Annotated in this window: 15 protein-coding genes and 1 riboswitch; of the genes, 2 read left to right on the forward strand and 13 right to left on the reverse strand. The window is 33.6% G+C overall.

The features are described 5' to 3' along the window. Window positions 1-80: 80 nt before the first annotated feature. From thiC to FOF46_RS05945, 3 genes are all read right to left on the reverse strand, one after another. Entirely contained in the window at window positions 81-1,940 is a 1,860-nt protein-coding gene (gene thiC, locus FOF46_RS05935; RefSeq protein WP_109434411.1) for a phosphomethylpyrimidine synthase ThiC, read from the reverse strand. A gap of 69 nt (window positions 1,941-2,009) precedes the next feature. Next, window positions 2,010-2,210 (reverse strand): sulfur carrier protein ThiS, encoded by a 201-nt coding sequence (gene thiS, locus FOF46_RS05940; RefSeq protein WP_244299578.1) that lies wholly within the window; start codon window positions 2,208-2,210, stop codon window positions 2,010-2,012. Window positions 2,211-2,280: 70 nt separating this feature from the next. Beyond that, window positions 2,281-2,379, reverse strand: a riboswitch (TPP riboswitch). 53 nt (window positions 2,380-2,432) lie between these two features. Further along, window positions 2,433-4,652 (reverse strand): TonB-dependent receptor, encoded by a 2,220-nt coding sequence (locus tag FOF46_RS05945; RefSeq protein ID WP_143915818.1) that lies wholly within the window; start codon window positions 4,650-4,652, stop codon window positions 2,433-2,435. Window positions 4,653-5,032: 380 nt separating this feature from the next. Between FOF46_RS05945 and FOF46_RS05950 the strand changes: the two genes are divergently transcribed. After that, window positions 5,033-7,462, forward strand: coding sequence for an ATP-binding protein (locus FOF46_RS05950; protein WP_143915819.1), 2,430 nt, complete (start codon window positions 5,033-5,035; stop codon window positions 7,460-7,462). A 12-nt stretch (window positions 7,463-7,474) separates the two neighbouring features. On the opposite strand, the gene FOF46_RS05955 is transcribed toward FOF46_RS05950, so the two are convergent. The 8 genes from FOF46_RS05955 to FOF46_RS05990 form a co-directional block, all read right to left on the reverse strand. Then, a complete protein-coding gene (locus FOF46_RS05955; protein ID WP_143915820.1) occupies window positions 7,475-8,830 on the reverse strand; it encodes a sigma-54-dependent transcriptional regulator in 1,356 nt (451 codons plus the stop codon). 170 nt (window positions 8,831-9,000) lie between these two features. Next, window positions 9,001-9,336 (reverse strand): hypothetical protein, encoded by a 336-nt coding sequence (locus FOF46_RS05960; RefSeq protein WP_143915821.1) that lies wholly within the window; start codon window positions 9,334-9,336, stop codon window positions 9,001-9,003. Window positions 9,337-9,536: 200 nt separating this feature from the next. Further along, window positions 9,537-9,938: an alternative ribosome rescue aminoacyl-tRNA hydrolase ArfB gene (arfB, locus tag FOF46_RS05965; RefSeq protein ID WP_109434417.1), complete on the reverse strand. Its 402-nt coding sequence runs from the start codon at window positions 9,936-9,938 to the stop codon at window positions 9,537-9,539. Next, window positions 9,935-11,500 (reverse strand): DUF4301 family protein, encoded by a 1,566-nt coding sequence (locus FOF46_RS05970; protein ID WP_109434418.1) that lies wholly within the window; start codon window positions 11,498-11,500, stop codon window positions 9,935-9,937. Before FOF46_RS05970 ends, arfB begins: the two co-directional genes overlap by 4 nt. Then, entirely contained in the window at window positions 11,484-12,065 is a 582-nt protein-coding gene (locus FOF46_RS05975) for an AAA family ATPase (protein ID WP_143915822.1), read from the reverse strand. Before FOF46_RS05975 ends, FOF46_RS05970 begins: the two co-directional genes overlap by 17 nt. Beyond that, window positions 12,026-12,658 carry a nicotinamide riboside transporter PnuC gene (pnuC, locus tag FOF46_RS05980; protein WP_143915823.1) on the reverse strand — a complete coding sequence of 211 codons (633 nt, stop codon included), beginning with the start codon at window positions 12,656-12,658 and terminating at the stop codon, window positions 12,026-12,028. Before pnuC ends, FOF46_RS05975 begins: the two co-directional genes overlap by 40 nt. Next, window positions 12,642-12,902: a thiamine-binding protein gene (locus FOF46_RS05985; protein ID WP_109434421.1), complete on the reverse strand. Its 261-nt coding sequence runs from the start codon at window positions 12,900-12,902 to the stop codon at window positions 12,642-12,644. Before FOF46_RS05985 ends, pnuC begins: the two co-directional genes overlap by 17 nt. Window positions 12,903-13,047: 145 nt before the next feature. Beyond that, window positions 13,048-13,686 (reverse strand): 4'-phosphopantetheinyl transferase family protein, encoded by a 639-nt coding sequence (locus FOF46_RS05990; RefSeq protein WP_109434422.1) that lies wholly within the window; start codon window positions 13,684-13,686, stop codon window positions 13,048-13,050. Between the two features lie 134 nt (window positions 13,687-13,820). Here FOF46_RS05990 and ahcY point away from each other — a divergent pair, with 134 nt between their 5' ends. Next, a complete protein-coding gene (ahcY, locus tag FOF46_RS05995; RefSeq protein WP_109434481.1) occupies window positions 13,821-15,137 on the forward strand; it encodes an adenosylhomocysteinase in 1,317 nt (438 codons plus the stop codon). A gap of 58 nt (window positions 15,138-15,195) precedes the next feature. Here the strand turns inward: ahcY and FOF46_RS06000 are convergent, their stop codons facing one another. Further along, a complete protein-coding gene (locus FOF46_RS06000; RefSeq protein ID WP_143915824.1) occupies window positions 15,196-16,200 on the reverse strand; it encodes a phytase in 1,005 nt (334 codons plus the stop codon). Window positions 16,201-16,226: 26 nt separating this feature from the next. Next, window positions 16,227-19,094 (reverse strand): TonB-dependent receptor, encoded by a 2,868-nt coding sequence (locus tag FOF46_RS06005; RefSeq protein WP_143915825.1) that lies wholly within the window; start codon window positions 19,092-19,094, stop codon window positions 16,227-16,229. Window positions 19,095-19,119: the final 25 nt, after the last annotated feature.

Below are 19,119 nucleotides of genomic sequence, written 5' to 3' on the forward strand. Positions count from 1 at the left end.
TTTGAGAGGCGAGATAGGATACACTTCGACAAGCTCAGTGTGACAATCTCACAACCACACCCCTCAAACCTACAACCTATTTATAAGTATACTTCGCTTCCTTTTTCTTTAAATTCTTCTGCTTTTTCTTGCATTCCTGCTTCCAGTGCTTTTTGGTCATCTATTTCCTTCTTGGCAGCATATTCTCTTACTTCCTGAGATATCTTCATAGAACAGAATTTTGGACCACACATACTACAGAAATGAGCTATTTTTGCACCTTCTGCTGGTAAAGTTTCATCGTGATATTCTCTTGCTCTTTCTGGGTCCAAGGCTAAGTTAAACTGATCTTCCCAACGGAATTCAAAACGGGCTTTACTTAATGCATCATCTCTATGTTGTGCTCCCGGATGTCCTTTGGCCAAATCTGCAGCATGTGCTGCCAATTTATATGTAATTACTCCAACTCGTACATCTTCTTTGTTTGGTAATCCAAGGTGCTCTTTTGGTGTTACATAGCATAACATAGCAGTACCATACCACCCAATCATTGCAGCCCCGATTCCCGAGGTAATATGATCATAACCTGGAGCAATGTCTGTAGTTAATGGTCCTAATGTATAAAAAGGAGCTTCCCCACAAGCTTCCAGCTGCTTATCCATATTCGCTTTAATCATATGCATTGGTACGTGACCAGGTCCTTCTATAAAGGTTTGCACATCATGTTTCCATGCTATTTTGGTTAATTCACCAAGCGTTTCTAATTCTGCAAACTGTGCTTCATCATTAGCATCTGCGATACAACCTGGTCGTAATCCATCTCCAAGAGAGAAAGCAACATCATAGGCTTTCATGATTTCGCATATTTCTTCGAAATGTGTGTATAAGAAACTTTCTTTATGATGTGCCAAACACCATTTGGCCATTATTGATCCTCCACGAGAAACAATCCCGGTAATGCGCTTTGCAGTCATCGGTACATACGCCAGACGTACTCCTGCATGAATCGTAAAATAATCCACACCCTGCTCTGCCTGCTCAATCAATGTATCTTTAAAAATTTCCCAGGTAAGATCTTCGGCTTTACCATTTACTTTTTCTAATGCCTGGTAAATAGGAACAGTCCCAATTGGAACAGGAGAGTTACGAATAATCCATTCGCGAGTTTCATGAATATTTTTACCCGTAGAAAGATCCATAATATTATCTGCTCCCCATCTACATGCCCAAACTGCTTTTTCTACTTCTTCTTCAATACTAGAAGTGGTCGCAGAGTTACCGATATTAGCATTTATTTTAACCAAAAAGTTTCTCCCTAAAATCATAGGTTCACTTTCTGGGTGATTTATATTAGATGGTATTACAGCTCTACCTCTTGCCACCTCTTCTCTTACAAATTCTGCAGTTATTACCTCTGGAATACTAGCTCCAAAATCTTGTCCTGGATGTTGTTTGGAGAGACGCTTAACTTCTTGTATTTTTTGATTTTCACGAATTGCAACATATTCCATTTCTGGAGTTATAATGCCTTGCTTTGCATAATACATCTGTGAAACATTCTTTCCTTGCTTTGCTCTCTTTGGTTTACGTAAATGATTAAATCTTAAGTGATCTAAACTAGAATCATTAAGCCTTTGGTTACAATACTCTGAAGAAAAACCACTCAACTCCTCGACGTCACCTCTATCCAAAACCCATTGTTCGCGTATGGGTTCTATACCATCATGCACATTAATCTCTTTTGAAGGATCGGTATAAGGGCCACTGGTATCATACACCGTTACTGCAGGATTAGGTGTTTTTTTACCCGTAAAACTATCTGTAGTATCATCCAAAGAAATCTCTCGCATAGCCACATTGATTTGTGGGTGGATATTTCCTGATACATATATCTTTTTAGAATTTGGAAATGGTGTTGTAGAAATTACTTTTTCTTGTGGTGCAGTATCTTTTTTCTTCATTTTATAATATTTTGCATGAATAATTAATAGCTTCGAATAGGATAAATCATTAGTTTTCTAAAAGAATTTCTATCCCCCTTGTGTAGCCTTGATAATAGTTACCTGATCTTCTTTTTGTACTTGTATTTCATTCCATTTCTCTTTTGAAATAATTTCATTGTTGATAGCAATAGCAATTCCTTTAGCAACAATATCTAATTGTTCTAACAATGCTGAAATAGAACTATTTTCTGAAATGGACTGATTTTGATTGTTAACGTTTACGGTCATCATTTTTTAGATTAAATCCATAAACTTTAGGTAAGACTACCTATTTGACAAGAAAAATCACATGATACACCCTGTGATATTAACTTTTCCCTTCGTCGGTACTAACCGCATCAGGTTCAAAGGGTTTTTCTCAGAATTCGTCATAACGAAGACACCCCTAAAGTTTAAGTTATAAAAGTAATAAAACTCAAGTTTAAAATTGCTTTTAGACCTGAGTTTTTATTAAAATTTTAATGTAGCACCAAGTAAGAAATTGATTCCTGCTTGTGGATAATAGCCTGCTCCTTCGACAGTTGTAATTGTTCCTGGGTTAGAAAAATCATCATCAAATGTAAAAAAGTATCCATTAGACACATATTCTGAATCAAAAATATTGTTAACCAATCCTGTTAGTACAATAGATTTAAAAACTGGTATACTTTTAATTTCATACACGATATTAAGATCATTTATGAAGAAGCTATCTAACTTAGAAGTTTCGCTATCAATATTTCCCATGTACTGTTCTCCAACAAATTTAGAAAGAAACCCTAGTTGAAGGTTTTCTATAGGTTGATAAATAAACATATTTCCCGCTACGATATCTGGTGAATATGAGATATTTGTATCTCCCAGATTAACCAAACTTCCATCTCTGGATGTTATAAAATCTTTATTCTTATTAGTACTTAACGCCACATTAGGTTTTATTGTAAACTTATCAGAAATTATAATATTCGCATCAATTTCTATCCCCAGACGATAACTCTCTCCACTGGTAGTACGTATTGGAGCCCCCACATCATCCAATGCGCCGGTTAACACCAATTGATCTTTGTACCACATATAATATATATTGGTATTCACAGTTGTTTTATTAGCCTTAAGCCTCCAACCCAATTCGATATCATTAAGTCTTTCTGCTGTATTAACTCCATTCTCAAAATCACTTCTTCTTGGCTCTCTATTGGCTCGAGCGTATGAAGCGTATAATTGGTTAGCTGTATTAAGTTGAAAAGTTGCTCCCAATTTTGGATTAAAGAAGTCATAACGCTCATCTACTTCTAGTGGAACTCGATCTGATGTTAACCCAGAAGTTTCATATCCTACAAAACGTCCTTGCAGATCTAAAAATGCACTCCACTTATCATTAACTCTATATGTAGTTTTTCCAAAAATGGTAAACTCATCTTTCTTACCATTACCAAAATAATAATTATCCCCCGCATTGAATCCTATAGGATTTTCTGACCAAATGATTTCACCAAAATGATCACCATCATAATGACTATAAAATACTCCAAAATCAATATCAAATGAATTATTCTTATAGTTTGCAGAAGCATTGATAACATAAAAATCATTATCTAACCATCTTCTACGTATATAATCTGTAGCTGTAATTTCCTGACCATTTACCGTTACCGGATCAACTCCTAAAAATTCTAAAGTAGCCTGATCTGAAAATAAAACATTAGCATAATACCATTCATCCACATATTGTTCGAAAAAACCTCGGCCATAAGTATAATTCAATCCAAGGTTTGTTGACCAATTATTATTATATTTTTGATTCCAGTGTAACTGATAATGATCTTGTTTATAATTATCTTCTTCATTTTCATAAAACCCCTGAAGATTTCCTTCTCCATCATATTGAAAACCAATTGGATTAAATCTCCTATTGTTGTCAAGAGTTGCCTGGTCAATTCCGTTCCATGACTGATATGTGATCTCATGTCCTCCAAATGCAACTGCTTTAATTAAGGTACCATCATCTACATATGACCCTTGTAAAAAATAAGATTTGAGATCAGAAGAAGCACGATCAACATAACCATCTGAAGCAATGGCAGATAAACGACCTGCAATTTCTATATGCTCATTAAGTAAACCTGTACTAAATTTTACATTGTGTCTTCTGGTACCAAAAGATCCAAAAGAGTTTGAGATTTCAGCACTTGCTTCTTCAGAAACAGCATCGGTAAGTAAATTTAAACTAGCTCCAAAAGCTCCCGAACCATTTGTAGAAGTTCCTACTCCTCTTTGTAATTGTAAATTCTCTATTGAAGATGCAAAATCTGGTAGATTTACCCAGAAAGTTCCCTGGCTTTCTGCGTCGTTAAACGGTATTCCATTTAATGTTACATTAACCCTGGAGGCGTCACTTCCTCTCACTCTAATATAAGTATATCCAACTCCGGTTCCAGCATCAGTAGTGGTAACAACCCCTGGTAGATAGTTTAATAAAATAGGAATATCCTGCCCTAGATTACGAGTTGCTAATTCTTCTTTGGACACATTAGAATGTGTAATCGGCGAATCTGCTTCTACACGTACTGATTTTACTAAAACTTCATCTAGCTTTTCAACCTCAGAACTAATAGAATCTGTTTGTTTTTCCTGAGCATTTAATGGAATACTCAAAATTAAAATGACGAGATAAAATAATACATTTTTCATTCGTAAAAACTGGTTACGAATAAAAGGGGTTATTATTCTGTTTTAAAATTAATTTGATAAAGTAACATTTTTGACGAATCATTGAAGCAGGTTTGACCAAAATCATACTTTCCTTACCTTGCCTTCTTAATCGTCACAAAAAGGTATACACTGCACCTTTTTGCTCCATCGTCCCTTAGCAGCATTACCTGCCCAGGTTCATTGGGTATGATCTCAGCCTTTTTGAAATTATGAACACTTGTGTACTTAACATTCTGTATTCAAAACCAAAAAAGCACCCCTTTTGAGATTTCTCGGCAAAAGTACTGTGTTTTATTGATTTATCGTAAATTTATTTGATGTAAAACAATGCCCGAGCATTTTTGAAGTTATAAAAGAATATGAAGAATACAAAGAGATCAGTTACCTTTAAAATTATTTCAGGCTACCTTCTTGCTGGTGTACTGGCAGTAACTGCTTTTTGGGTTATTTATCAACAATTAAATAACTATACTGAAATCACTAAAATCAAAAATGACAATAATGAAAAACTCTTTCTTGTAGGCGAAACTATAACCGGACTATATGAAGCAGAAAGTTTAACCAGAAATATAATCCAAACCTCAGATACCAAGAAGTTTGAAACGTATAAAAACAAAATAGACACTATACTTTACACCATCAATAAAGTTTCACAAATATCATCTGATACACTACAGACTCGAAAAATAGATAGTATAAAATATCTTATTGATAGTAAAAACAAAAACCTGGAAGAGCTCATCAAGATCTATGAACAGCGAAAGAAAAAAGGCGTATACGAAACAGCTATTAATGAATTAGAGAAGATAAATAAAAGTTTTGGTAGCGGGTATACTGATTACGACATACGATTTAAGCAATATGACCCTCGAACCCGAAGGGCATTAATTGATATTTTAGAATATACAAAAAAAGACAACGCTAAACTTCTAACCAATCAAACTGTTGATTCTTTAGCCACATCTGTAAAACAGGTTCTTGCAGAATTAGAAAAAAAAGAAAAAAAAGACAAGCAGAAAATATCTGTAAAAGAAAACAACTTACTCAAAAAAGATCAAATCATAACCAAACAATTAAGGGATGTTCTTGCCGCTATAGAACGTAATGAAAGAAAACAATATGATGATCTTATAAGAGCATCTGCTAAATTACTGAATAAAACCTCTAATATTATTTTAATTATTGCTGCCATAAGTTTATTGATTGCAATAATATTTCTCTTTCTAATTACTAAAGATATTTCTAAAAGTCAGAAATATCGTAATGAGCTGGAAGCTGAAAAAACATATACAGAATCATTGCTTAAAACCCGAGAATCCTTAATCAATACGGTTACTCATGATCTTCGTTCTCCATTAAATACTGTGATAGGTTATTCTGATTTATTAGAAAGAACCGGGCTTGACAATAAGCAAAAGCATTATTTGGATCATCTTAAAAAGTCTTCAGACTATATCCTTCATCTGGTAAATGATCTTCTGGATTTATCAAAACTAGAAGCCGGCAGAATGGTAATCGAGGAACTACCTTTTTCTCCTAAAAAATTAATTGAAAATACGATTTCGAGTGTACTTCCGATAAATGATAAAAAAAACCTTGATATCAGAATTATCACTGATGATCAATTAAAAAAACAACATTTAGGAGATCCTTTTAGAATTAAACAGATATTAACAAACCTTATCAATAACGCCTATAAGTTTACTGATCAAGGCTCGATCACTATTGATAGTAAAATCATTGAAAATGGTTTATCCGAAAAACAATTAATTATCTCTGTTAAAGACACGGGAATAGGAATAACAAAAGAACAACAACAGCATATATTCGAAGAGTTTTCTCAGGGTGATGATACAACCGAAAAAAGATATGGAGGTTTCGGACTCGGATTAGCTATCACAAAAAAGATCATAAAACTTCTTAAAGGTAAAATCGAGCTGGATAGTGAACCCAATAAAGGAAGTGAATTTATCTTTACAATTCCGATTAAAACTTCTGGTTTATTAATCCCCGAGGAAGAACCAGAAATTGCAGAAATACAAAATTTTACCAACAAAAAAGTTCTTATTGTAGACGACGACCCTAGTCAATTGGCCTTAACAAGTGAAGTAGCCTCACTAGCTGGATTAACTTATGATATCTGTAAAAACGGCATAGAAGCAAACTCTTTACTACAAATCAATTCCTATGATCTTGTTCTCACCGACATTCAGATGCCTAAGATGGATGGTTTTGAGTTATTACAAACTATAAGAAACAACCCAAACCATACTAATTTACCCGTGATTGCATTATCCGGAAGAACAGATACCTCTTTTTTAGAATATCAGGAAGCTGGATTTTCTGGGAGTTTACGTAAACCGTATGCCCCAACAGAGCTCATTGATCTTATTAGCGAAGTGCTTCGTGTTGATTTTGGAAGCTATCAGAATACAATTGTAAATGGTTATTCTGAAGAAGAATACTCTCTTAGTGACCTCATGCTCTTTGCCCAAGGCGATTCTGATTCACTCTACGCCATTTTAGATACATTTTATGAAAGTACTATTGATAATGTTAAAGAATTAAAAATGGTAATGAAGAAAAAAGACATTCATCATATTTCAAAAATTGCTCATAAAATGCTTCCAATGTTCAAACAAATAAAAGCAAAAGAAGTAGTACCCGTATTAGAAAAATTAGAACACCCAGATCAATACAATCTTAACAAAACTTCGATATTAGAATTAACAAAAGATGGTATTGAAAAAATTGAAATTCTAATAGATAAGCTTAAAGTAGAGAACTAAAGAAAAGTATGTTTAAAGGCTGATATCGTATTGCTTTAATTTATTGTATAAAGTTTTACGATCTATTGAAAGCATTCTTGCTGCTTTAGCTTTATTTCCATTAGCCTTCTCCAAAGCATCCAGGATAAGTTCTTGTTCATTTTGATTTTTGAATAGCCCATAGGTCTGTTTTGCATTATGAGAAGCATAAGCTATATCGTTTGGTAAAACATCTAAGGTGATCATGTCACTTTGAGAAAGAAGTACAGAACGTTTTACCATATTTTTTAACTCTCTAAGATTACCAGGCCAATTATATTTTTTAAAAGCTTCTAGCACTTCATCAGCAAATCCTACTACATGTTTTTCGAGTTCTATATTTGATTCTTCTAGAAAATGATTTGCAAAAAGCATTAAATCTTCAATTCTATCTCTTAGCGGTGGCACTTTGATAGAAAACTCATTAAGCCTATGATATAAATCTTCTCTAAACTCTCCTTCTTTTACAGCATGACTTAAATCTTCATTAGTCGCCACAATAACTCTGATATCCACTTCAATTTCTTTATTACTACCTACTGGTTTTATTTTTCGTTCCTGAAGAGCCCTAAGCAACTGAACTTGCAACTCATAACTTAAATTACCAATTTCATCCAGAAATAACGTTCCTCCGTTTGCTGCTTCAAAATGCCCTACTTTATCATTTACAGCACCCGTAAATGATCCTTTTATATGGCCAAAAAACTCGCTAGAAGCAATTTCTTTAGGAATAGCTCCGCAATCAACAGCAACAAAAGGTTTTTCTGCTCGCTTACTTGCTTTATGAATACTACTGGCCACATATTCTTTACCTGTACCACTATCACCTATTACCAAAACAGACATACGAGTAGGAGCTACCAAAGCAACATATTCATTTAGTTTTTTAGAAGCATCACTTACCCCTCTTACAAAAGAGGAACCTGTAGTTTTTGAAGTTTTGGATATTGTTGTATTCGTTTCTTTTTCCTTAACTCTAAGATTAACACCATTTCCATGAAGTGCTTTTTCTATAGTATGTAATATAGTATCTGGGTTAAACGGTTTAGAAACATAATCAAAAGCACCTTGTTTTATTGCATTTACTGCCATATTGATTTCTGCATACCCTGTCATGATAATTACCTGAGTACTCGAATTATGTTTTAAAATTTCATCTAATAAAGTAATCCCATCACTATCAGGTAATCGTACATCTGCCAATACAACATCAAAAATCTCTTTTTTAATCTTTGGAATAGCTTCATTTCCCGAAAACGCAGTAGCAACATCATATTCCTTTTTTTTCAAAAAGGTCTTAAGCATTGTACAAAAGGCCACATCATCTTCTACAATAAGTATCTTAGGCATATTTAATAATTTATAATCTGAAAAAGCTATTGTATAAAATTACAATTTAAAACACTTAGTTGGAACAAAAACATAAAAAAAGAGACCCTTGGGATTGAGTCTCTTTTTTAGCACTAAACAACTTTATATCGTCCTTGGTTGCAAAACGATATCCTTTTCTACCCCTAGATTTAAGATTTATTGTTTGGCTTTATCCATTCGCCATTAGCGCTTGCAAATACAACTTTTGTGTTATTCTCCTTGTCTTGCAAAATGATTTTATACGTATTATCTTTTGACATATAAGCTTTTACAATCCTAAGTTCTTCATAATCTTTAGCGGCTGATTCCTGAATTGATAATGGCAATTCAACAATATTTATTTCTGTATATTCTTGCTGCTCATATTCATAATCCATATACTCAAAACCATCATCAGTAAGAACGGCTAATTCATCCTGTCCTAAAACACCCTGTGCCGAAAAGATACTTACTACAATTGCTACTATCATTGGTAACTTTTTCATTGGGTTAATTGGTAAAATTATTTCTACACTATAGTAAATAGTAATAATTGTTCCAAAAACAGAAACCAATCCAAAAATACGTTAAACAACTACATACCAACCGTTTAAGTTTTTGTCACGATAAAGAATAAGTGACTAAAAAACGTGGAATCCACATAAAAGTGTAGAAATACTACACGTTTTTTGATATAGGAATAAATTTACAAAGGTGGTTTTCTACGATTTGCTTTTTTTAAAGCTTGCTTTTGCTTATTATCCAAACGTTTTCTGATCGCCGCTCTAGAAGGCTTAGTTGGTTTTCTTTTTTTAGGAATATGAAGACCCGTTTTTAGCATATCCAAAAACCGTTTAATAACTAGTTCTTTATTTCGATGCTGGCTTCTACTCTCACCGCACTGTAATAATAGAATCCCTGATTTGGTGAGTCGCGAATCCAATTTCTGAGTTAACACTAGTTTTTCTTCATCGGTTAATCCCATAGAAGCCATAACATCAAAACTGAGTTCTATTTTTGAAGACACTTTATTTACATGTTGACCTCCTGCTCCAGAACTTCTAACTGCTTTAAATTTTAATTCATTAATTATTACTGAAGTATTCACGAGAAAAGAGTTACCTGATGTGCAGATTTTAATAAGTCATTTACTGTTTTCACTGGGTTAAATGTAGTAAGAGGAACTTCTACAAAAACACTAATCCATTTTGCCATTGCCCCATTCCACAATCCCGGAAGCTCTAGTGCTTTAAGTATTTTACCATTCATTGTTTTTTGTGTAATAAATCCAGAATCAGGATCTACAAAATCAAGTAGATTAAATTTCTCTCCGTGATAATCTCTTACACCGCAGACTAAATCTACCGGGTTAAAATGGGTAGCACTATGTAGAATATCTTCTTGTCTACGATCTGCAATATCAATCTGGGGTGCTTCAATAATCTGCAACACTAATCTTCCATTTTCTTGTTTAATCCAAAACGGCCCTCCTCCAGGTTCTCCTTCGTTAATTACCATACCACAAACACGAATAGGACGATTTAAAGATTCTCGTAAAAACTGAAGTTTGTATTTATCAGAAAATTTATCAAAATCAAGAGGCAGTCTAACATTGAGCTGTTGTACTAGGAACTTTTTAATATCTTTTAATTCTGCCTCTGATGGCTTTTTTTGATCAATCGCATTTAATATTCGAAATACTTCATCCTGTATTTCAATTAATTTACCAGCCAATACTTTTTTATATCCCGAAACCTCATCCTGGTATTTTCTCACCACTACATTATCTATATTTTTAATATAAATTATATCACCGTCTAGATCATTAAGATTTTCTATTAATGCCCCATGTCCTCCTGGCCTAAACAATAATGTCCCATTTTCTGTTCTAAAAGGTTCATTGTCCTCTGTTACTGCTACGGTATCGGTTTCTGATTTCTGAAATGAGTACGTTATACTAAAATTAGTATTTGTTTTTTCTTCTACTTTTTTCTTTATCCTCTCAAATTCGCCCTTAAACGCTTCTAAATGTTCTTTAGAAATCGTAAAATGCAATTTTGAATCTCCTTTATCATTTGTATTATACCCAGCTGCCTCATATAAATGTTCTTCAAAAGAAGTTGCAATACTATCTGTATAGTCATGAAAAGGCAACAAACCTTTAGGAAAACTCCCATAATTTAAGCCTTTTTCTTTTAACATCATTTCAACAAATATATACAACTGTCGCCCTTCTGATAACGATTCGAATTTAGGGTATACACTCTTCACTTTTTCCATTACGGGAGTATAAAAAGGAAATTTTTCTAACCCAATTAAAAACAATCGTATTGCATTTGCTTTCTCATGGTTTGTATATGAGTTTAAGCTTTCTTTTTCCCAATCATAATTATCCAGAAATCGAAACAAATCCTTAAACATTCTCGTAGCAGCTCCTGATGCAGGAACAAATTTTATTGTATCAAGATTAGATAACCTAGAATCGTACAGCTTGGTCAGCTCTGATTGGTAGTGTTCTGAAAATTTAAGAATCCCATTATCCAAAGTAGCTGCACTTCTTAATGCCACAAAAGGAATTTCGTTCTTAAAAGTTTCTACTTGAGCAAGTACCTTTTCAACTGTTAACCCCTTTGATTTGATTAACTTAATATCTTTATCTGTTATATTCACTTTTCTTCTTTATTAATTGGCTAATATTTGTTACTGCTTTCTCAAAACGAGAATTTTTATCTCCTTTTATGACGATATATGGAAGATTATGCTTATCAAGACATTCTTTAAAGCTTAAAAACATTTCTTCTCGTTGGTGGGGTTTATCTCTTAGATCATCTGGGGTCCAAGGAACGTCAATATAAGTCAAAAGATACAAATCATAAACATTTTCTAATGAAACTTTATCCAAAACAGGATGAACTAAACCATTAAAGTACAGCTCAGAATAGACTTTAGTTTCTAATAGATCAGTATCACAAATCAAAACTTTATTTGCTTTTTTTGCAGCTTCATTCTCCAGCTTCATTTGACCTTCTGCAATTAACATTAGGTCATCATATGTACAGATTTCTTTAGTCCTATCCCATTTTTCCTGAAGGTATTCTCGAGCATATTCTGGAATCCACTCGGTATTATAATATTCTGCCAATTGTTTGGCTAGAGTTGTTTTTCCAGTAGATTCAGGACCAAACAGTACTACTTTTATACAATGACTGGGCTGTTGTCTAAGTTTTTCTTCCATTTTAGATATCCAAAAATTGCGATGACAGTAAATAGTAGATATTGAAAACTTGTAAATGTAAATCCTTTATAAAAATACAATGGCACTGATATAATATCTCCTACAATCCAAAATATCCAATTTTCAATTTTCCTTCTTGCCATTAACCACATTCCAACAAAGAATATTGCTGTTGTTAACGTATCTATATAAGCCGTCCAATTATTCCATTTATCAAAAGTAATATATACGATATAGACAAAAAACAAGGTAGTAACAAAAATCAATATTTCTATGACCTTTTCTTTAGAAGTTGTTCTTGAAATAGGAGTGACATGGGTTTGATCTACTTTTCTGGTCCAAATATACCATCCATAAACACTCATAACAAAGTAGTAGGCATTGATCATCATATCTCCCAGCAACGACCATTTTAAAAGCAAGTATACATAAATTGATGTACTTATTATACCTGTTGGATACACCCAAATATTATTCGCTCTGGCAAAACTTACACTGAGTAAACCAAAAATTACAGCAATAATCTCTAGAATGATATGTAAATTGGAGTATTCTGAGTACTGTCCAAAGAAAAAATCAAAAATGGGGTTCATAATCGCTTCTATTACTTTTCACCATTTTCATAAATACCAAAACCTGATCCATATCACCAAATGTTTTTTTAATCTCCTGTGTCAAAAAAGGCATGACTTTATCGTACTCACCATATATCTGTGTACTTAATGGGTTTTCTAAGATTGTAAATTCTGAAGCCCGTAACTGTTTTATAAAACGAATAATATGCTCTTCAAAATCGTTCTGAAGTGGGGTCAGGGTTAGCTCTATTGATACTTGCATGTTATAAAACTGGGATTATGGTTTTAGAAACACGAAGGTACGTATTGCTTATATTTTAAAGAATGACTTTAGGTATTTTTTTGGTTGTTGTTTTTGTTATGATACACACAAATAGAACCTCTTCAAGTTATTTTCTGTTTTTAAACTAAATATCAGTAGCGGGTTGGGCATATACGCAAGTAAATCCATCAAATTCTATAAACGACATATCATAATGACTGATACTGTCATTGTAATTAATCGCCCCATAGATAAATGGATGATCTATGGTAAAAGGGGAAATATAAACATGTTGCTTAAAGCTCAAGCCTGCAGTCCCATATAATTTGTATAAAGACTCTTTAGCCCCCCATATAACGGTTAAAGAACGTGTTTTATCTACATCTTCTTCTATATACCCATTTTCAAATTCATTAACGAATTTATGTGCAATTATATGAATCTTTTCTCGTTGCTTTTCTATATCTATCCCTACCAGCTTATCACTCACTATAATCCCTGCATAATTAAAAGAATGTGAAATCGAAATATGTTTCCCATCCTTAAGATGTGGTTTTCCAAACTCATCATAATACAGATCATGATCAATATAACCAAATACAGCCAATAAATGTCGTACACTCATAAAAGCTCTACGATGCATATCAGACTTCATACTATCAACTCTATCCTGACAATGGTCTGTTAATTCTATTCCTTGACTAAGCTGCTCATAAGACTCTTCGATCTTCCAAATCAACAGATTAGTACTTTCATCTACTGTTATAGTTTTGTAAAGAGGCATCTAAATTCTTAAAGTTATTATGTATCTTTGCAAACCGAAAAAAGAAAGTTATATCCTTATTTTTTCGAAAAACGAATTTAGAACAATTTAGTGCGAAATACCAAAATGCGCTTCATAAACATAAAATAAAAACTATGAGTACCAAAACAGTACCTTACGTTCCTTACAAGGTAAAAGACATTTCGTTAGCTGCCTGGGGAAGAAAAGAAATTGAATTAGCAGAAGCAGAAATGCCAGGGCTTATGTCACTTCGTGAAGAATACAAAGATGAACAACCTCTTAAAGGTGCTCGTATTGCTGGGTGTCTTCATATGACTATCCAAACTGCAGTGTTAATAGAAACACTTCAGGCTCTTGGTGCAGAAGTAACATGGAGTTCTTGTAATATTTTCTCTACTCAGGATCAAGCTGCAGCTGCTATTGCAGATGCTGGAATCCCGGTATACGCGTGGAAGGGTATGAATGAAGAAGAGTTTGATTGGTGTATAGAACAAACTTTATTTTTTGGAGAAGATCGTCAGCCTCTAAACATGATTCTTGATGATGGTGGAGATCTTACTAATATGGTATTAGATAGATATCCAGAATTAGTAGATGGTATTAAAGGTTTATCTGAAGAGACTACTACTGGTGTTCACCGTCTTTATGAAAGAATGAAAAACGGAACGCTACCTATGCCAGCGATTAACGTAAATGACTCGGTAACTAAATCAAAATTTGATAATAAGTATGGATGTCGTGAGAGTGCAGTAGATGCTATTCGCCGCGCTACAGATACTATGCTTGCCGGTAAGCGTGTAATCGTATGCGGATATGGAGATGTAGGAAAAGGTACTGCCGCATCTTTTAGAGGAGCTGGTTCTATTGTAACTGTTACCGAAATTGACCCTATCTGTGCATTACAAGCAGCTATGGACGGTTTTGAAGTTAAAAAAATGGAAACTGTAGTTGGTAACGCAGATATCGTAATTACTACAACTGGAAATAAAGATATTATACAAGCACAACATTTCAAAGCTTTAAAAGATAAAGCGATTGTATGTAACATCGGTCACTTTGACAATGAGATTGATATGGCTTGGTTAAATGATAACTACGGAAATACCAAAGATGAAATCAAACCTCAAGTTGATAAATATACTATCGATGGAAAAGATATCATTATTCTTGCTGAAGGACGCTTGGTAAATCTTGGCTGTGCTACTGGACATCCAAGCTTTGTAATGAGTAACTCATTTACAAATCAAACTCTTGCTCAGATCGAGCTTTGGAAAAATTCTGACAATTACAAGAACGAAGTATACATGTTACCAAAACATCTTGATGAAAAAGTAGCAAAATTACACTTAGCTCGTCTTGGAGCAGAATTAGAAATCCTAAGACCAGAACAAGCAGAATATATTGGTGTTACGGTTGAAGGACCATTTAAACCAGAATATTACAGGTACTAAAAACTGTATTAATTTATATAAAAGAGCCTCATCAATTGATGAGGCTCTTTTATATAAATTAAAGACCTAGTTTCTCTAAGTTATAAAAATAAAAATTCTGCTCATTATTCATCGCCACAAAAAGCCCTTTACCAAAAGTAGTATTTAACGGCACTGTAGTTACTTCGCAACCATCGGTCTCATTAGTCCCTAGGTTAATGGCTTTAATAAAGCTATTATCTTTTCTTGAGAACACATTGAACTGCCCTTTTTGTTGATCTGATACGATAAGTACTCCATTCCCTTCGGGTTTACTAGCAATAGCAATCCCTTCTATATCATCTTCAAAATATTCTCCTCCAAAAAATGCTAATTCATCGTTACCTTTTTTTGGATCTGCATAATACTTTCTAATTCCCACTCCTTCATCAGCATAATAAACAAAACCTAATTCATCATCCACAGCAATGGCTTCAATCTCTTTTTTGGCACTAAATTTTCCGAATTTTCGAATAAGTTTAGTACACACACCCAAGCTATCACTTATAATTTGATATTGGTATAGATATTCATTTTTTGGTCCCGACTTTCTACTTACAATAGCAGAAATACTATGATCTACAGGGTTTTTATACAATCCTATACCCATTGGCCTCCTTAATTCTAAAGTAGTCTCATCCTCAAATACAGGAAAACCACCATTATCTATCGGTTTCATATCAGGAACAGAAAAAAGACGAATTCGATTTCGTTCTCTTTCTGTAAAAACAATAATATCAACAGTTACAGAATCATTCAGTTTAAAACCATATTCTAAATCAATATTATTGGGATATTTTATGTTCTCGATTACTTTACTCGGAATTATTTTTCCTTCTAAATCAAAAGCATAAATTGCTCCGTCTGTGTCTTTATCAGTTCCGAAAACAATACTTTTTGAAGCATCTGTAGGATGAATCCAAATTGCAGGATCATCAGTATCATATTGTACTTTCTCTGAAATAATATCAGGATGTACAGGAGGTAGTTTTTTAGTACAGGAAAATAATAAAATCGCTATTGCAACTATAATTGTATTTTTCATCTATTCAAAATTTTATTAAGCCGTTATTAGTTTTTGAATAGATCATACTTTAAACCAAAAGTAAGTCTTCTTTCATAATACTCTGCCTGCATTGTTCGCTCAGAAATCCCCTGATAAAAACGCAAAGGCTGATCAGTAATATTATTTAAATCTGCATAAATCCTAAGGTTTTTTGTGATAGCATAACTTGCACTAAAGTCAAGAAAAAATTGTTGATCATAATATCGGTCTTCAAAACTACTTCCTCCAATCTCATCGACATAAGCATCAGAAAAATTTGCGGATAATCGAACACTAAACTTGTTATCATTATAACCTAGAGAACCGTTAAACATATTTGGAGCCGTGTTTGGCAAGTCTAAATCTTCGCGTTCTTCTCCAGATTCGTTACGAATTCCATCTGCATCAGAAGTAAGGTATGTATAATTAAGATAAACACTAAAGTTCTTGGCAAACCCTGGTAAAAAATCCAATTGTCGCTGAAAAGCTATTTCTGCTCCAAAGATTGATGCATCATCACCATTAAGCGGCTGAAAAATATCAAATCCAGCAGTACCACTACCAAAGTTATCATTAGTAGTCTCTCCTCTAAAAGTATATATAAAATTATCTATCTTCTTATAAAACAATCCTCCAGAAACGATACCTACTGATTTAAAATAATGTTCTGCCATCAAATCAAAATTCATAGAAGTTGTAGGGTCAAGATCAGAGTTTCCAACAAAAATTTCCTCATCGCTAGATACCACATCCAAAGAAGGCACTAAATCCGCATAATTAGGCCGTGCTAAAGTATTTGTCCATGCAAATCTAAAAATAGTTTGACGAGATAAATCATACTTAAGATGTACACCTGGTAGAATATTTGTATACGATTTTTCTTCAGTAATTTCGCCAATCACATTTTCTTCATCTTCTATTTGATTTCCAGTAGCCTTAATCATTGTATGTTCTAATCTAACACCTCCTAAAACACTAAACTTCTCTGATAATTTTTGATTTGCCATTGCATATCCCGACAGTACATCTTCTTCAACATCAAAATTTGCTCTTAAAAATTCATCCGGTACAGATTCACCATTTTCTAGATTAAGCCCTCCTAACCACCTTTCGTCTGCATAAACTCCCGCTTGGTATTCACTCCCAGCCAAGAAATCAGGATCTGTATAATCCCTTGTCGGGATACCTGAAAGTGTTGGAAAACTATCTTCTAAATCAAACTCAAAAAAACTGTTATCTCTAAGTTTCTTTTTCAGACGACTTCTTACTCCAAATTTGATACTCCCATCTCCTTTCCCAAATAAATCCGAAGGTATTTCAACATTAGCAAAGAAGTTAATATCCTCTTCCTCTGTGTATTGATTTTCTTCTGTAATCTCCCCATATTCAAAATTAGAAAGATCATTGGCTTCTATACCATTTACAGGAATGAATATTGGAAACTCTGGATTAGAATTATCATTATTTACACTATACTCAGACTCATATTCTGCATAACGCTCATTAAGTCTTTCTTCAGATGCTTTTGCAAAAGAAGCCATCCAATCCACCTTAACATTTCCAAAAAGATGATCTCCACCCAAGCTATAATTTTGCATACGCTGATCTTCTAATCTTCTGTTTTTATTTCGACTATTATCAATCCCTCCTTTGGTTTGACGTTTTACCTCTACAGGGAAACGAGTAAGCACATTATTTGTCACTGTAAAATCATCTATTTCGATATCTTCGGCATCTAAGATTTCATGTTCTAAGCGAAATCTATTTTCTCTATCATCTCTCCAGTTATACATAGTCTTTAAAAACATATTATGATTGCTATCAAATTGATAATCAAAATTAGCTGCAAAACTTCTTCTAATACGTTGTACAAGATATGTTCTAATCTGAAATTCTTTGGTGTATGGACGAACTGAAACTTCTTCTAAAATTGGCTCTCCATCAGCATCGTCAACACCTGTATAATACTCGAATTCATCAGTCCATTCTGCTTCAATATTATCAGAACCAAAATCATTATCAGTAATAGAAGCAGAAAGCATCCATCCAAATTTTTTGTTTTTTGAACGATCTCCGACCAGAAATGACCCATTAAGTATTCTTTTATCTGTAATAAAATTAATCCCAGACCCTAAGTTTGCAGAAAGTCTAAATCCTTCTGGAGCTGTTCTTGTAATTAGATTAACCGAACCTCCTAGTGCATCTGCTTCCATGTCTGGAGTAACTGCTTTATTTACTTCAATGGTCTGTATCATATCTGACGGAATCAAATCCATCTGAATATTCCTATTATCTCCTTCTGCTGACGGAATTCGACTACCATTAAGGGTTACAGAGTTTAACTGAGGAGAAAGTCCTCTTACAATTATATTACGGGCTTCCCCTTGATCAACCTGCATTGTTACTCCAGAAATACGCTTTACAGCATCACCAATATTAGCATCAGGAAATTTACCTATCTGGTCTGTAGACACTACATTGGTGATATTTATATTATTTTTTTGTGTATTAAGCGCTCTCGCTTGTCCACTATTCCCATATCCCAAAACAGTCACATCGTCTAGTTTTACACTTTTTGATGTTAAAACCAGAGATACAAAAGTTGTTTTAGATTCGACTATATTTACTTCTTGTTCAATATCTGAAAAACCAAGATATTCTACTTTCAATGTATAACTCCCTTCTGGAATATTTACCAATATAAATTTTCCATTAAAGTCAGAAACAGTAGCTTTATTTATTGCATCTATTCGTACTGAAGCCCCTGGCATAAAAATGCCATTTTCGTCGGTTACTGTTCCTTTGACAAAACCATTTTGAGCGAGTAAATCCCCTGAAGTTAGAACGGTTAAAAGCGTTACAAAAATTAATTTAAAAAAATTTGACGGTATCATTTCTTTGAGTTTAAAAATCAACACA

It is taken from the genome of Aquimarina algiphila, from assembly GCF_007489275.1.
Taxonomy (GTDB): domain Bacteria; phylum Bacteroidota; class Bacteroidia; order Flavobacteriales; family Flavobacteriaceae; genus Aquimarina; species Aquimarina algiphila.

Coding starts and splice junctions, on each gene's coding strand:
- FOF46_RS05955 (WP_143915820.1), bottom strand. CDS start 8,830: ATGCCTAAGATACTTATTGTAGAAGATGATGTGGCCTTTTGTACAATG.
- FOF46_RS05985 (WP_109434421.1), bottom strand. CDS start 12,902: ATGCAAGTATCAATAGAGCTAACCCTGACCCCACTTCAGAACGATTTT.
- FOF46_RS06005 (WP_143915825.1), bottom strand. CDS start 19,094: ATGATACCGTCAAATTTTTTTAAATTAATTTTTGTAACGCTTTTAACC.
- FOF46_RS05990 (WP_109434422.1), bottom strand. CDS start 13,686: ATGCCTCTTTACAAAACTATAACAGTAGATGAAAGTACTAATCTGTTG.
- FOF46_RS05975 (WP_143915822.1), bottom strand. CDS start 12,065: ATGGAAGAAAAACTTAGACAACAGCCCAGTCATTGTATAAAAGTAGTA.
- pnuC (WP_143915823.1), bottom strand. CDS start 12,658: ATGAACCCCATTTTTGATTTTTTCTTTGGACAGTACTCAGAATACTCC.
- thiS (WP_244299578.1), bottom strand. CDS start 2,210: ATGACCGTAAACGTTAACAATCAAAATCAGTCCATTTCAGAAAATAGT.
- ahcY (WP_109434481.1), top strand. CDS start 13,821: ATGAGTACCAAAACAGTACCTTACGTTCCTTACAAGGTAAAAGACATT.
- FOF46_RS05945 (WP_143915818.1), bottom strand. CDS start 4,652: ATGAAAAATGTATTATTTTATCTCGTCATTTTAATTTTGAGTATTCCA.
- FOF46_RS05960 (WP_143915821.1), bottom strand. CDS start 9,336: ATGAAAAAGTTACCAATGATAGTAGCAATTGTAGTAAGTATCTTTTCG.
- thiC (WP_109434411.1), bottom strand. CDS start 1,940: ATGAAGAAAAAAGATACTGCACCACAAGAAAAAGTAATTTCTACAACA.
- FOF46_RS06000 (WP_143915824.1), bottom strand. CDS start 16,200: ATGAAAAATACAATTATAGTTGCAATAGCGATTTTATTATTTTCCTGT.
- FOF46_RS05950 (WP_143915819.1), top strand. CDS start 5,033: ATGAAGAATACAAAGAGATCAGTTACCTTTAAAATTATTTCAGGCTAC.